Here is a 14348-nt window from a genome sequence, read left to right as displayed (position 1 = left end):
GGATGATTGCTGTGTTAATCGTGATGACCCTATGCGGAGCAATGGGCGGGGCTGGGTTGAAATTTTACGCAACGAGTCGTAAACGACTACATGTGCTGATCGGACTTGGTTTTTATGGAACAGGTGCATTGCTTAACATTGTATTACTGAAGTTTCTGCCTTTAACCGTGGTATTGCCTGCGAACGCTTTAACCTATGTCTGGACCCTTATTATTGCAAGGTGGGCTTTTAAGGAGACGGTAGGACCAATGAGATGGATCGGCGTTATCTGTATAATGGGCGGACTATGCTTGCTGGTAATCTAGACCGGATTTTATAATTCTAATCTTTATCATTAACTATTGGATGTGAACGCATGAAATTTTTAGATTACATATTTTATGACCGTAGAGTGACTTGGACTGCTTTTGTTTTGTTCGCCGGTTTTGCTCTTTTTTATGGTTTGATGAATGGCTCTTATATTATGTATATCAGTCAAAACGCAGAGATGCTGGGAAAATATACACCGTTTAATACAGCGGTATTTCCACTTAACCTGTTTAATTTTGATCCTTCGATGTATTACGGAGATAACAGTTCTTCGGTTATTCACCCCTTAATATCTTATTTGGCGGTTACGCTCGGAGCTATTTCCAAGCTGCTGGGGGGCAATTGGTTTTTTCTGATTTTACAATCCCTTGTGAATGCAGGCTCAGTTGTTCTGGTCTTTGTGTTTCTAAGCCAAAATGAAAATAAATCCTCACATACACCGTTGTTGTTCGCGTTGCTGTTCGGGTTCAGCTCGTACCTTATGTTTACAGCTTTTATCCCGGACTCGTATCCGTATGTGCAGTTTGTTATTCTTCTGTCTGTTCTGTACTTGCAGTATTCGCGGGCACAGCAGGACGTCCGTTATGTCCCGAATGCACTACTTGCGACAATTAACTTTGGATTAACTTCGACTAATATCGTACCGTTTGCCGGAGCTGTCTTCTTTAATATGCAGGCATGGCGTAGTAAGGCAGGTTGGAAAAAATATATCGGCATTATGTCACTCGCCGTACTGATGATTGTGGTGTTAACAGCCATTCAGTATGTTGCATTTGGCGGCCGAAGCTGGATAAGCAACTGGTTGTTAGGTATTCAAAATGGGGGCACGAGTTATGCGACACCTTTCCAGTGGGCGGCACATTATAAAGCGTTGGTATTGCTGACCATCAATCCGATGTTATCTCCCCAAGTGTACTTGCTTGATCCGGGTATGGTCGCATTTGTCACAGACCTTACCCGCTCTAATCCGCTTTATGTTCAAATTACGGGTATATTTCTTTTGTTCCTTGCGCTAGCAGGTTTCATTCGTGGTATACGCGAGCGCAGTGTGTGGACGTTAATGCCGTACATTATATTTGCTTTCCTGCTTCACCTTGTTGTAGGATTCGGGCTAGCTGTGTATCAGTATGATATGTACCTGTATGCCGGACATTATTTGTTTGCTTTTTATCTGCTTGGTGGTATGTTTATCAGCAGTCTGCGCTCCGGGTTGGGTAAAAAAGTAGTGATTGGACTGCTCGTAGCATCCTTGCTCGTCACGATTGGCAACAACATCTATCGTCATTTTGAAACCCTGTCGACGATTAAACAATCTTATGAACAGCTGGAACAGCAACGTTCAGCACAGCGATGAGCAGATCGGGAAAGAATTGAAAGAACAGCGTGGCACAGCACATGATGATATCCTGTGTAGTAATACAAAAAGAAAAAGGCTTCTTGAACTTACGTTCAAGAGGCCTTTTTTGCGAAGCTCAGGTACTGCTAAATACACAAATCAAGCAATGATTTTCGTTTTTTTCGCATTTTCAGCAGAACGTTTTGTTAAGCTGCTTAATGGTCGTTTTAACAAGAGAGCAAGAATAAGACTAAGCGCTATGAACAGACATAACCACAGGATGTCCTTTATGGCTGTTGACCATAGAATACCACCGACAGCTTCACGTAGCAGACTGATAGCATAAGTGAACGGCATGAACGGATTTAAAGCTTGAAAAAAGGGCGAAGTCATGCTGATCGGGAAAGTACCACCCGAACTGGAGAACTGAAACACCATGAAGATAATAGCGATGCCTTTGCCAATATTACCGAATACAGATAAAAGCGTATATGTGATCGTGACAAACACTGCACTCACTAGCATGGCAAATACAATAAAAAACCATTGATCTGCGACATACGTTCCCAGAATCCAGATGTCTCCCGCTGTAACACATATCGCCTGCAATAAACCAACGGTTAAGAAAGTAGCTAGGCGACCGAGATACAGTTCATATCCGCGGTATGTGCCCTCCGGGTTTTCTGCTTCCGCACGCAACAGGGATATTAACAATGTTGAACCTACCCATAGTGATAATACGGCATAGAATGGTGACATCGCTGAACCGTAATTCGGAATGGGGTAGAGGTGTTGTTCCTTAATCTGTACTGGACTCGCGAGGAATGCACTTTCCTCTTCAATATCCCCCCTCAACAATTTGGCGAGCTCGGCAAATTGATTATTGCCCTCGACTTCTCTTAATTTCTCGGCAGCCTTGCGGATTGCACGTTCCAGCTCTGGCAAGTCCTTACGAACAAGAGTAGCTACGCGATGTACTCCTTGTTGCACATCGGGCAGTTGATGCTGCACAAAGCTGGACGCTTTGCTAATTTGCTTCTCAGCCTGAGGCAGATCATTACGAACAAAATCGGCAGCCGCATTTAATTTATCCTCCAGCTTGGGCAGATCACGTTGAATAAGGGAAGACACCACATTCCAAGCACGGATAAAGGATTCACTCTTAGTGCCAACGGTTTGTGAAATCTCATGCACCTTAGCCTGAATGTCGGGTAGATCACCCTGAATTTTTTCCAGCTCCGTTTGACCAAATTGAATGCCTTCCTTCGCTGTAGCGAGAATTGCTGCAATGTCGGGAAGACGCTCCTTTGCTGCTTGCAACGTATTAGCTGACGTAGAGAGAACAGACTTTAGCTGATCGGTTGCATCCGTAAGCGCAGGAACAATCTGGCTATCAAAGGTGCTTAGGAAGCGATCGATCCCGGTGTTAATGTTTCTATTCATTTCATTTAATCGGGCAACAACATCTGCGGGAGGGATTGTATTCTCACGCAAGGCTGTACTGATGATCCCGGCCAGTTTTATTTGTTGCTGAAGTTGTTCGGATATCGTTTGTAATTGCTGTATCCTTGTTGCCAGTGGATGAGAGGGCAATAGAGCATTGATTTTGCCTAACAGATCAGACATACTATCCATGATTTTTACTGCAGTGCCTAGACGAGAAGTAAGACGGTCGATGTCATCAGCGCTTGGCAACTTACTCCAATCGGTTCCTTTTAATTGTTCGAACATATCGCCAGCTACGTTTGTTATTTGTTGCACGAACATCAGATTTTGCCGAATCGTTGGCGTAATCGATTGGAAAGCTTCCTGACTGGAACTTGCAAATTGATTTAATCCATTAGCAAACTGCACTGCGTTATCAGAAATTTCGGACACCTTATCCAAATCCTGCTCAGCATCAGAAACGATAGCAAGAGCTTGATTGGTCTTATCCAGGGCGGTTTGAATCACTCCAGAAACTTGTCCGAAGTTGGCATCAACCTCTTGAATGCGGGCGACGGCTTGCTCTATTTCCGGTATTCGATCTTGTAAGGCTACCACCTCTGAAGCAGCCGCTTTAATCTGAGGCCAATATTGCTGTACTTTTAGTACATATCCAGCAGCTTCATTAATTTCAGGCAGTCTTTTCTCTAATTCAACAATTTTATGAGCCTGTTTTACAATCTCCGGCATGGCTGGGTCAACTTCGAGCACTTTCTGACCAGCTGTCTGGATTTCAGGCAGATTTTTCTCCAGCAAAAAGATGCCACTTTCCATTTTGCGTAGCGTTGGCAACTGTGCATTAATCTCTACGCCAGCTTCCTTCAGCTTGGTAAGCACTGCTTCACTGACGGCTTCAGTAAAATTCTCATTAATCTGCGTTGTAATGGCGGATACGCCCGAACCGGTTATTTTGGGAGCGATGGCATTGACCTTTTCATTGACTGTGTATATGACTTCCGGTCGATCCAGTTTTCCATCCACAATGCCCGTGATCCGTGATGAAAAATCAGCAGGAATGAGCAGGCTGGCATAATACTCACCGGTCTGAACACCTCGGTTAGCTTCGGCTTGATTCACAAATGTCCATCCCAGCTTGTGGTTGTGACTTAAACTATTCATTAACTCATCGCCAATATTAATGGCAGTACCCGTAACCGTGGCACCCTTGTCTTCACTAGTTACGGCGATTTTGATGCCTTGTGTATTACTGTACGGGTCCCAAACGGATTTGACATTTACCCAGTCGTATACACCTGGCAGTAATATGATTGCGACGATCAGAAATACACCTGTGGGTACTTTGAAAATATGTAGCCAGTCTGTCTTGTAAATTTGCCATATGTGACGCATGGTGTCCTCCTTCAAAATAATGAAGGGAGCTATAACAGTGGAGGGATAGGGTCACCTTCCTTATGTTTTTACTCCCTAAGCTATATGTATATCGGAAAAAAGGCGGATTTAATAAATGAACGTGTGTATAAACTTCCCCAATTGAAAGGAGACTGATTCATCAACTTCATAGATTCAGGAGAAGTGTTTGAAAATAGGGGACAGGTGGTGTTATTTGGATTAAAAACAGGTTGTAATTGTCTATGGATAAATATGCAGGTTTGTTGTATAATTATAAATGACGAATGACATGTGATGTGACATGGATGTTTTGTCGCCTAAATGCTGATTCTAATAAGACGAAGCAGAGGATTTGCACCTGCGATGGTGAGGTGTTGACAGAGGGTTGTCTTTCTGTCATAATTCATGAAGACAAACGGGCATATTGAGATAGAACTCTGTGAGGTTCCTCATATGAACGACATGAATAGCACCTTTAAATCAGTCCCGTGAGACTGGCAAGGTAACGTGAACGATTCATCATTTATTTGCTGCGGCAGATATAATGATGCATCCCGAGAGTAAACTTTCTTCAGCGACGTCTGAAGTTCGGAGACTCCTTGCCAATAAACACGGCAAGGAGTCTTTTTTGTTCTCCTCGTCACGGGGCCATGGTTTCGAAGGAAAATCCTGAGGAGGCTGAACGCATGAGCACAGAGACACATGTCATTATGGATGAAACGGCGATTCGCCGCGCATTGACAAGGATTGCCCATGAAATATTGGAGAAGAACAAAGGCATCGACGATTGCGTGCTGGTTGGAATCCGCACCCGCGGAGTGTATCTGGCCGAACGAATCGCCGCCAAGATCGAAGAAATTGAAGGCGCCAAAGTTCCCTGGGGAGAACTTGATGTAACCCTCTATCGTGATGACCGACTGGATGATAACCAGACGAATCGCAAGGAACTGTTGATTATGACACCTGAATCACTTTCCATTCATAACAAAAAAGTGATTTTGTTCGATGATGTGCTGTACACCGGACGCACAATACGAGCTGCGATGGATGCGCTCATGGACTGTGGAAGACCACAGAACATACAGCTGGCAGTACTTGCAGACCGTGGGCACCGGGAACTACCGATCAGACCTGATTTTATTGGCAAAAACGTGCCGACATCCAAATCAGAAGAGATCGAGGTTGCACTCATGGAGACAGACGGACAGGATGAGGTCAAAATCATACAGAACCGAGGGGAGCAGGCATGATGATTACACAGACAGCGCTGAAAGACCGAAGCTTGCTTGGATTAAAAGACATTAGCCGTGACGAGATCGAGTCGATTCTGAATCGTGCAGCCCACTGGGAAGCACAGAAGGAAAAACTCGTTCCGGTCCTTGAGTCCCGCTTTGTAGCGAACATGTTCTTCGAGAACAGTACCCGCACCCGATTTTCATTTGAAATGGCAGAGAAGCGACTGGGAGCTCAAGTGTTGAACTTCACAGCAGCTGCGTCAAGTGTAGAAAAGGGCGAGTCGATCTACGACACGGTTCGAACACTTGAATCCATGGGGATCGATGCAGGGGTCATTCGCTTGAAACCGGCTGGTGTCTTGCAACAACTGGCTCAGAAGGTCAGTGTGCCGCTAGTGAATGCGGGAGATGGCAATAATGAGCATCCGACGCAGGCGCTCCTTGATCTCTACACGATGCGGAAGGCATTTGGTGAACTGAAAGGTTTACGTGTCTCAATCATCGGAGATATCATGCATAGCCGGGTAGCACGCTCTAACTTGTGGGCACTGCAAAAGTTTGGTGCAGATGTACGTTTCTGCGCACCGCAAACAATGCAGGCGCCAGAGCTTGCAGAGCACGCACCTTATGTAGGTCTTGAAGAAGCGCTGGATGCTGATGTAGTCATGATGCTCAGGGTTCAACTGGAACGTCATCAACATGGCCTGATCACTTCAGCTGAGGATTATCGCGAACACTACGGATTGACGGAAGAACGGGCATCACGCCTGAAGCCAAGTACGATTATTATGCACCCTGCACCTGTGAACCGTAACGTTGAAGTGGATGATGCGGTTGTAGAGAGCGAAGCTTCACGAATTTTCCCACAGATGGCAAACGGAGTTCCGATCCGCATGGCGGTTATGGAACGTGCGATGAAGCTGTAACAGGGCCTAGCATAGAGTCATAGGCTGGCGAGACGATGTTCTTGCACACCAATGAAGAGAGAGTAGACGATAAAACATTCATCTAGCGGATCTACCCTGCTGGACAGAACCGAAGCGGAGGGCAATTATGGTACAGGTGATAAAAAACGCAAACGTCTTGAATCAACAAGGGGAACTTGAACGGAAAACCATTCTTATAGAAGAAGGTAAAATTAAAACGATCGCTGGCCCGGAAGATGAAATCGTACGGAACGCCGAGAAGTCAGCAGAGCAGGTAACGGATGCATCAGGCAAGCTGGTGATCCCTGGATTAATCGATATGCACGTGCATCTACGCGAGCCTGGATTCGAACATAAAGAGACGATCGAAACAGGAGCTCTCTCCGCTGCACAAGGCGGGTTTACAACCATTGCCTGCATGCCAAATACAAGACCGGTAACCGACACACCTGAGGTTGTAGAACTGGTACTGAACAAAGCGAAGGAAGCAGATCTGGTTAAAGTGTTGCCCTATGCGGCGATTACCAAAAACGAACTAGGCCGTGAATTGACCGACTTTGCCGCATTAAAAGAAGCGGGTGCGATTGGCTTCACGGACGACGGCGTAGGTGTACAGAATGCGCAAATGATGAAGGATGCTATGAGCCTTGCAGCCAGCATGGATATGCCCGTGATTGCCCATTGTGAGGATGATTCTCTGGTAGTTGGCGGGTATGTCACCGAAGGTGAATTCTCCAAACGCCATGGCATCAAAGGCATCCCGAACGAGTCCGAAGCCATTCACGTAGGCCGCGACATTCTGCTAGCAGAAGCAACAGGGGTACACTACCATGTGTGCCATGTCAGTACAGAACAATCGGTTCGTCTGATTCGTCTGGCGAAATCGATCGGCATCAAGGTGACTGCTGAGGTATGTCCGCACCACCTCGTTCTATCTGATGAAGACATCCCAGGCATGGATGCCAATTGGAAAATGAACCCACCGCTACGCTCGCCACGTGATGTGCAGGCTTGTATCGAAGGTTTGCAGGATGGAACCCTCGACATGATCGTAACCGACCATGCACCGCATAGTGAAGAAGAGAAAGCAAAGGGCATGGAGCTTGCACCATTTGGTATCGTTGGATTCGAAACGGCCTTCCCGTTGCTCTACACGAAGTTTGTTGAAACAGGATTATGGACGTTAGACTTCCTGGTAAAACGCATGACGGCTGATCCGGCTCGCGTATTCAGACTGGATACGGGCAAGCTGGAAGCAGGAGCACCTGCCGACCTGACGATGATTGATCTGAATCAGGAGAAGGCGGTTGACCCAGCAACGTTCGCAACAAAAGGTAGAAACACACCGTTCACAGGCTGGAAGCTGAAAGGCTGGCCGGTACAAACATGGGTGGATGGCAAAAGTGTATGGAATAACACGTTAGAGCAATAAAACAGCAACATGCTGACGTAACACATCGTTAAAAAGATACAATGGCACTCATAACAACTATTTTTTAACGAACTAAAAGCTTGATCAGTAAACACTTTTTATGAACAAACTCAAGGCAAGTCAAGCCTTGAGTCAAAATAGACGCAACAAAGAAAAGTTGAATCCTGCTTTTGAACATAGACGCGGGACGTAACTGCGGAGTGGGCGGAAAGAACCCGAAGAAGCGAAGCGCTCGCCTTTATCACCGAATTACTCCATTTGAAAAATGGAATTAAAGTAATTCGGGGATAACAGCGATCGCAGGGTTTTCTGACCATGAAGCTACAGCTAACGTACATCACTTATGTTCAACTCCAAGAATTCAACTTGGATAAACACAGAGGGAGTGAAATGGGATGCAGGGACAGGCAAGATTATTGTTGGAAGACGGCACGCTGTTCACCGGAAAAGCATTTGGTGCGGAAGGTGAAACGACAGGAGAGGTCGTTTTTAATACGGGAATTACAGGCTATCAAGAGGTACTTTCAGATCCTTCATACTGTGGCCAGATCGTAACGATGACGTATCCATTGATCGGTAACTACGGAATTACCCGGGATGACTTTGAGTCGATTCGTCCATACGTGCACGGTTTCGTGGTACGACGCCATGAGCCAACGCCGAGCAACTGGCGTGCAGAGTACAGCGTGGATAATCTGCTGAAAGAATACGGCATCGTAGGAATCAGCGAGATTGATACACGGATGTTGACTCGCCGGATTCGTCACCACGGTACAATGAAGGGAATTCTCACAACAGGATCGAAACCTGTCGAAGAACTGCTGGAGATGATGGGGGACACTACGATTGAGCAATTGCGTAATCAGGTGCCTATGACGTCTACAGAGCATGTGTACAACAGTCCGGGAACAGCAGAACGTATCGTTCTGGTCGACTACGGCGCAAAAACAGGGATTTTGCGTGAACTCAGCAAACGTAACTGTGATGTTGTTGTCGTGCCTCATGACGTAACGGCTGACGAGATTCGTCGCCTGAACCCGGATGGCATTCAATTGTCCAACGGCCCTGGGGACCCGAAAGACGTACCTCATGCCGTGAACATGATCAGCGAGTTGCTCGGTGAATATCCGATCTTCGGTATCTGCCTAGGTCACCAGTTGTTCGCCCTGGCAGCAGGCGCAGACACGGAAAAACTCAAGTTTGGACACCGCGGAGGCAATCACCCGGTTAAGGAACTGGAGAGTGGACGTTGCTTCATCACATCCCAAAACCATGGTTACACGGTAAACGAAGAGTCTGTGAAGAGCACAGATCTTGAAGTTACACATATCAACAATAATGACAAGACCATCGAAGGTCTGAAACATAAAAAATATCCTGCCTTCTCCGTACAATATCACCCGGAGGCAGCGCCAGGACCTTATGATAACAGCTACCTGTTTGATCGTTTCATCGAGATGATTCGTGAGCACAAGATCACTAACCCGCAAAAGCCGCGTCAAGCCGTATTGGCAGCCGCAGTGAAAGGAGCGCAATAACATGCCGATTAACAAAGATCTCAAAAAAATCCTGGTGATTGGTTCCGGTCCAATCGTCATCGGTCAAGCAGCCGAGTTCGACTATGCCGGTACGCAAGCTTGCCAGGCTCTGAAAGAAGAAGGCGTGGAAGTTGTACTCATTAACAGTAACCCTGCAACAATCATGACGGACACCAATATGGCTGACAAAGTGTACATTGAGCCAATTACGCTGGATTTTGTAACCCAAATCATTCGTCAGGAACGTCCGGACGGCTTGTTGCCAACACTGGGCGGCCAAACAGGTCTGAACATGGCTGTTGAACTCGCACGTGCGGGTGTGCTTGAACGTGAAAACGTGAAATTGCTCGGAACACAACTGACGTCCATCGAGAAAGCGGAAGACCGCGATCTGTTCCGTGATCTGATGCGTGAACTGGAACAACCCGTACCAGAAAGTGTCATCGTTACAACGCTGGAAGAATCGCTGGAATTTGCTGGTGAGATCGGTTATCCAATCATCGTACGTCCGGCCTATACCCTTGGCGGAACAGGCGGCGGAATCTGTGCAAACGAAGAAGAACTGCGCGAAACCGTAGCAGCCGGAATTCGTTACAGCCCGATTGGTCAATGTCTGGTAGAGAAGAGCATCGCCGGTATGAAAGAAGTCGAGTACGAGGTTATGCGTGACAAAAACGATAACTGCATCGTAGTTTGCAACATGGAAAACTTTGACCCGGTAGGCGTTCATACAGGTGACAGTATCGTTGTGGCTCCAAGCCAAACGTTGTCTGACCGTGAATACCAAATGCTGCGTTCCGCTTCCCTGAAAATCATCCGTGCCCTGAATATTGAGGGAGGATGTAACGTTCAGTTCGCGCTCGATCCGCACAGCTTCCAATATTACGTAATCGAGGTTAACCCGCGTGTAAGCCGTTCATCGGCGCTGGCTTCCAAAGCAACAGGTTATCCGATTGCGAAAATGGCTGCCAAAATCGCGATGGGTTACACACTGGATGAGATCGTTAACCCGGTTACAGGCCAAACCTACGCTTGCTTTGAGCCAACACTTGACTATATCGTAAGCAAAATTCCACGCTGGCCGTTCGACAAGTTCACATCGGCGAACCGGAAACTGGGTACACAGATGAAAGCAACAGGCGAAGTGATGGCGATTGGACGTACATTTGAAGAGTCCATTCACAAAGCGGTTCGTTCCTTGGAGATCGGTGTACACCGTCTGTACCTGAAAGGTGCAGAAACACTGGATGAAACGACGCTGAACGAACGTCTGATGAAAGCAGACGATGAGCGCATGTTCCTGATCGCGGAAGCATTCCGTAGAGGTTATACGCTGCAACAACTGCAGGATCTGACCAAGATCGACTGGTGGTTCCTGGATAAAATCGAAGGGCTCATTAAGTTCGAAGACCGTGTTCGCGCAGAATCCGAATTGACTTCCGAAACGCTCTATCAAGCGAAACGTCTTGGTTTTACGGACCGTGCTATCGCTGAATTGCGTGCCGAAGGTCAACCTGGAAGCACATTGACGACCGAAGCAGAAGTCAGAGCACGTCGTGAAGAGGAGAACCTTCGTCCGGTTTACAAAATGGTAGATACCTGTGCGGCTGAGTTCGAAGCGACAACACCTTACTACTACTCGACATATGAGACAGAAAATGAAGTGCTGCCTTCGGACAAGAAAAAAGTGGTGGTGCTTGGTTCCGGCCCGATCCGGATCGGGCAAGGTATTGAGTTCGACTACTCCACAGTACATGCAGTATGGGCTTTGCAGAAAGCAGGATACGAGGCGGTTATTATCAATAATAACCCGGAGACTGTATCCACAGACTTTAACACTTCTGACCGCTTGTACTTCGAACCGCTGTTCTTCGAGGATGTCATGAACGTCATTGAACAAGAGCAACCGGTAGGAGTTATCGTTCAGTTCGGTGGTCAAACGGCAATCAACCTGGCAGCACCGCTGCGCAATGCAGGAGTAACGATCCTTGGAACGGATCTGGAAAGCATTGATGAAGCAGAGGATCGCAAGAAGTTCGAACGCCTGCTCTCCCGTCTAGAGATTGCACAGCCAAAAGGTAAAACGGTCACTTCCGTAGATGATGCTGTGGAAACAGCTCAATCACTTGGATACCCTGTACTCGTTCGTCCTTCTTATGTCCTGGGTGGTCGTGCAATGGAGATTGTATACTCCGATGCGGAACTCTTGACTTACATGGAGCAAGCGGTGAAAATCAATCCAGAGCATCCGGTTCTGATCGACCGTTACATGCTGGGTAAAGAGGTGGAAGTAGACGCCATCTGTGACGGTGAAACGGTACTGGTTCCAGGCGTCATGGAGCATATCGAACGCGCAGGGGTACACTCTGGTGACTCGATTGCGGTATACCCACCGCAGCATCTGTCGGCAGATCTGAAAGAAAAAATTGTAGAGATCACGATCAAAATTGCCAAGGAACTGAAAACCATCGGTCTGGTTAACATTCAGTTTGTTATCCACGAGGGTCAGGTTTATGTTATCGAGGTTAACCCGCGTTCTTCCCGGACGGTTCCTTTCCTGAGTAAAGTAACCAACATTCCAATGGCGAACCTAGCAACACAAGCGATCTTGGGTGTGAAACTGAAAGACCTGGGTTATGTAGATGGTCTGTGGCCGGAAGCGGATCACGTATCGGTAAAAGTACCTGTGTTCTCCTTCGCGAAGTTGCGCCGTGTTGAACCGACTCTCGGACCTGAGATGAAATCAACAGGTGAGGTTATGGGACGTGACCCGAACTATGCCAAAGCTCTGTTTAAAGGTCTGATCGGTGCGGGAATGAAAATTCCAGCAACTGGAGCCATTGTGGTCACTGTCGCAGACAAAGACAAGGACGAAGCAGTACCTTTGCTCGAAGGTTTCTACAGACTGGGATACAAAATCATGGCAACTGGCGGAACGGCAGCTGCGCTTCAAGCGGCTAACATTCCAGTAACCGTTGTGAACAAATTGAGCGAAGGCTCACCTAACATTCTCGATATGATCCGCAGTGGTGAAGCGAACTTTGTGTTCAATACCTTGACTAAAGGTAAAACGCCACAACGTGATGGATTCCGTATCCGCCGTGAAGCGGTTGAGAATGGTGTGGTATGTATGACTTCCCTGGATACCATTCGTGCGTTGCTGATTATGCTACAAACGATCAACTTCTCCTCGGAGGCTATGCCAGCCTTTGTATAATGAATAGTCACTTGATGAAGGACATCAGTCAGCCTGCGGGCTGGCGGGATGTCCTTTATATCGGGCAAAAACGGAAAAAATGAGCACGCGGAAGGGGCGCTGGGATATGAATCACCCGAATTTCAATGAAATGGCTGGTCGTCTGATGGTTGCACTCGATTATCCGGGGGCAGATGAGGCACAGAAACTGGTACAGGCTCTTGAGGGTATTCCTTGTTATCTCAAGGTTGGCATGCAGTTGTTCTATGCAGCGGGTCCGGACTTTATTCGGGAATTGAAAGCGAGAGGGTACTCCGTGTTTCTTGACGTGAAAATGCATGATATTCCAAACACCGTGCGTGGCGGAGCCGAAAGCATCACACGTCTTGGAGTGGACATGTTTAATGTACATGCGGCGGGTGGGGCCAGCATGATGCGTGCAGCACGTGAAGGCGCGGAAGCTGCCCTTGCTGCATATCCTTCGCTGAAAAAACCTGAGATTATCGCTGTGACACAATTGACCAGCACCAGTCTGGAAACGATGAATAACGAGATCGGTATCCCTGGGAGTGTAGAGCAAGCGGTAGTTCGTTATGCCGGGCTGGCTCAGGAGGCCGGGCTGGATGGTGTGGTGGCTTCTCCGCTCGAAGTGCCAGCAATCCGGGTAGCATGTGGCAGTGATTTTCGCACGGTAACCCCCGGTATTCGTCCAGCAGGCAGTGGTCTTGGTGACCAGACACGTGTCCTGACACCAGGTGAAGCTATTAGCAGAGGCAGTCATTACATCGTTGTGGGCAGACCCATTACCGGTGCACCAAACCCGCGTGAAGCGGCAGAGACCATTTTGAAGGAGATGTTGAACGTATGATCGAACTTAGCCAAATTCCAAACCATATCGCTTCTCAGTTGCTAAAAATAAAGGCGGTGGCACTGCGTCCACAGCAACCATTCACATGGACATCCGGCATCAAATCACCAATTTATTGTGATAATCGTCTGACCATGTCTTATCCTGAGATTCGTAACGATATTGCCGAAGCTTTTGCCGCAATCATTCGTGATCAATATCCAGATGCTGAAGTGATTGCAGGTACAGCGACCGCCGGCATTCCACACGCTGCATGGGTAGCTCAGAAGCTGAATCTGCCAATGGCCTATATTCGAGATAAAGCGAAAGGTCACGGCAAGGAAAATCTGATTGAAGGTTTAATCAGCGAAGGACAGAAAGTAGTCGTGATCGAGGATTTAATTTCAACCGGAGGAAGTTCGATTAAAGCGGCAGAAGCTGTACGCGTAGCAGGAGCGACACCACTCGCAGTTCTTGCGATTTTCAGCTATCAGCTGGATAAAGGTGTGAAAGCGTTCGAGGAAGCCGGCATACCTCTACAAACGCTGTCCAATTATACAGCGCTGATGGATGTTGCGTTGGCTCAAGGAACCATTCAAGAGAGCGATTTTGCACTGCTTCAATCGTGGCGTGAAGATCCTTCTTCATTTGGTAAATAATATCATCCCATCAACAATAAACTGTTGCTCAGCAA

Annotated in this window: 10 protein-coding genes; 9 read left to right on the top strand and 1 reads right to left on the bottom strand. The window is 47.3% G+C overall.

Annotation, left to right across the window (positions count from 1 at the left end; all coding sequences use genetic code 11):
• Positions 1-2: 2 nt before the first annotated feature.
• Together MKY23_RS19395 and MKY23_RS19390 are read left to right on the top strand one after the other, a co-directional pair.
• Entirely contained in the window at positions 3-305 is a 303-nt protein-coding gene (locus MKY23_RS19395; RefSeq protein WP_154888639.1) for an EamA family transporter, read from the top strand.
• A gap of 50 nt (positions 306-355) precedes the next feature.
• Positions 356-1663 carry a DUF6080 domain-containing protein gene (locus tag MKY23_RS19390; RefSeq protein WP_154888144.1) on the top strand — a complete coding sequence of 436 codons (1308 nt, stop codon included), beginning with the start codon at positions 356-358 and terminating at the stop codon, positions 1661-1663.
• A 141-nt stretch (positions 1664-1804) separates the two neighbouring features.
• On the opposite strand, the gene MKY23_RS19385 is transcribed toward MKY23_RS19390, so the two are convergent.
• On the bottom strand, positions 1805-4480 hold the full coding sequence (locus tag MKY23_RS19385; protein ID WP_339831517.1) for a YhgE/Pip domain-containing protein: 2676 nt from the start codon (positions 4478-4480) through the stop codon (positions 1805-1807).
• Positions 4481-5166: 686 nt separating this feature from the next.
• On the opposite strand from MKY23_RS19385, the gene pyrR reads away from it, so the two are divergent.
• From pyrR to pyrE, 7 genes are all read left to right on the top strand, one after another.
• Positions 5167-5730 (top strand): bifunctional pyr operon transcriptional regulator/uracil phosphoribosyltransferase PyrR, encoded by a 564-nt coding sequence (gene pyrR / locus MKY23_RS19380; protein ID WP_154888148.1) that lies wholly within the window; start codon positions 5167-5169, stop codon positions 5728-5730.
• The gene (locus MKY23_RS19375; protein WP_090923733.1) at positions 5727-6641 is read left to right on the top strand and encodes an aspartate carbamoyltransferase catalytic subunit; all 915 of its coding nucleotides are present in this window, start codon (positions 5727-5729) and stop codon (positions 6639-6641) included. The genes pyrR and MKY23_RS19375 overlap by 4 nt, the downstream gene beginning before the upstream one ends.
• Before the next feature lie 127 nt (positions 6642-6768).
• Positions 6769-8073: a dihydroorotase gene (locus MKY23_RS19370; RefSeq protein ID WP_154888150.1), complete on the top strand. Its 1305-nt coding sequence runs from the start codon at positions 6769-6771 to the stop codon at positions 8071-8073.
• 395 nt (positions 8074-8468) lie between these two features.
• Entirely contained in the window at positions 8469-9611 is a 1143-nt protein-coding gene (gene carA / locus MKY23_RS19365; protein ID WP_090923731.1) for a glutamine-hydrolyzing carbamoyl-phosphate synthase small subunit, read from the top strand.
• 1 nt (position 9612) lies between these two features.
• Positions 9613-12828: a carbamoyl-phosphate synthase large subunit gene (carB, locus tag MKY23_RS19360; RefSeq protein ID WP_339831508.1), complete on the top strand. Its 3216-nt coding sequence runs from the start codon at positions 9613-9615 to the stop codon at positions 12826-12828.
• Positions 12829-12934: 106 nt separating this feature from the next.
• Positions 12935-13675: an orotidine-5'-phosphate decarboxylase gene (gene pyrF / locus MKY23_RS19355; protein ID WP_339831506.1), complete on the top strand. Its 741-nt coding sequence runs from the start codon at positions 12935-12937 to the stop codon at positions 13673-13675.
• Positions 13672-14313 (top strand): orotate phosphoribosyltransferase, encoded by a 642-nt coding sequence (gene pyrE / locus MKY23_RS19350; RefSeq protein WP_090923728.1) that lies wholly within the window; start codon positions 13672-13674, stop codon positions 14311-14313. The genes pyrF and pyrE overlap by 4 nt, the downstream gene beginning before the upstream one ends.
• Positions 14314-14348: the final 35 nt, after the last annotated feature.

The organism is Paenibacillus sp. FSL R7-0272 (assembly GCF_037969905.1).
GTDB classification, from domain to species: Bacteria; Bacillota; Bacilli; order Paenibacillales; family Paenibacillaceae; genus Paenibacillus; species Paenibacillus polysaccharolyticus.
The sequence above is the reverse complement of the archived record's forward strand: the minus strand, read 5'-3'. Positions and strand labels throughout refer to the sequence as shown.

What these genes read in the sequence shown, in the direction of transcription:
- pyrF (WP_339831506.1), top strand. Translation starts at nt 12,935, where the DNA reads ATGAATCACCCGAATTTCAATGAAATGGCTGGTCGTCTGATGGTTGCA.
- MKY23_RS19375 (WP_090923733.1), top strand. Translation starts at nt 5,727, where the DNA reads ATGATGATTACACAGACAGCGCTGAAAGACCGAAGCTTGCTTGGATTA.
- MKY23_RS19370 (WP_154888150.1), top strand. Translation starts at nt 6,769, where the DNA reads ATGGTACAGGTGATAAAAAACGCAAACGTCTTGAATCAACAAGGGGAA.
- MKY23_RS19385 (WP_339831517.1), bottom strand. Translation starts at nt 4,480, where the DNA reads ATGCGTCACATATGGCAAATTTACAAGACAGACTGGCTACATATTTTC.
- MKY23_RS19390 (WP_154888144.1), top strand. Translation starts at nt 356, where the DNA reads ATGAAATTTTTAGATTACATATTTTATGACCGTAGAGTGACTTGGACT.
- pyrR (WP_154888148.1), top strand. Translation starts at nt 5,167, where the DNA reads ATGAGCACAGAGACACATGTCATTATGGATGAAACGGCGATTCGCCGC.
- MKY23_RS19395 (WP_154888639.1), top strand. Translation starts at nt 3, where the DNA reads ATGATTGCTGTGTTAATCGTGATGACCCTATGCGGAGCAATGGGCGGG.
- pyrE (WP_090923728.1), top strand. Translation starts at nt 13,672, where the DNA reads ATGATCGAACTTAGCCAAATTCCAAACCATATCGCTTCTCAGTTGCTA.
- carB (WP_339831508.1), top strand. Translation starts at nt 9,613, where the DNA reads ATGCCGATTAACAAAGATCTCAAAAAAATCCTGGTGATTGGTTCCGGT.
- carA (WP_090923731.1), top strand. Translation starts at nt 8,469, where the DNA reads ATGCAGGGACAGGCAAGATTATTGTTGGAAGACGGCACGCTGTTCACC.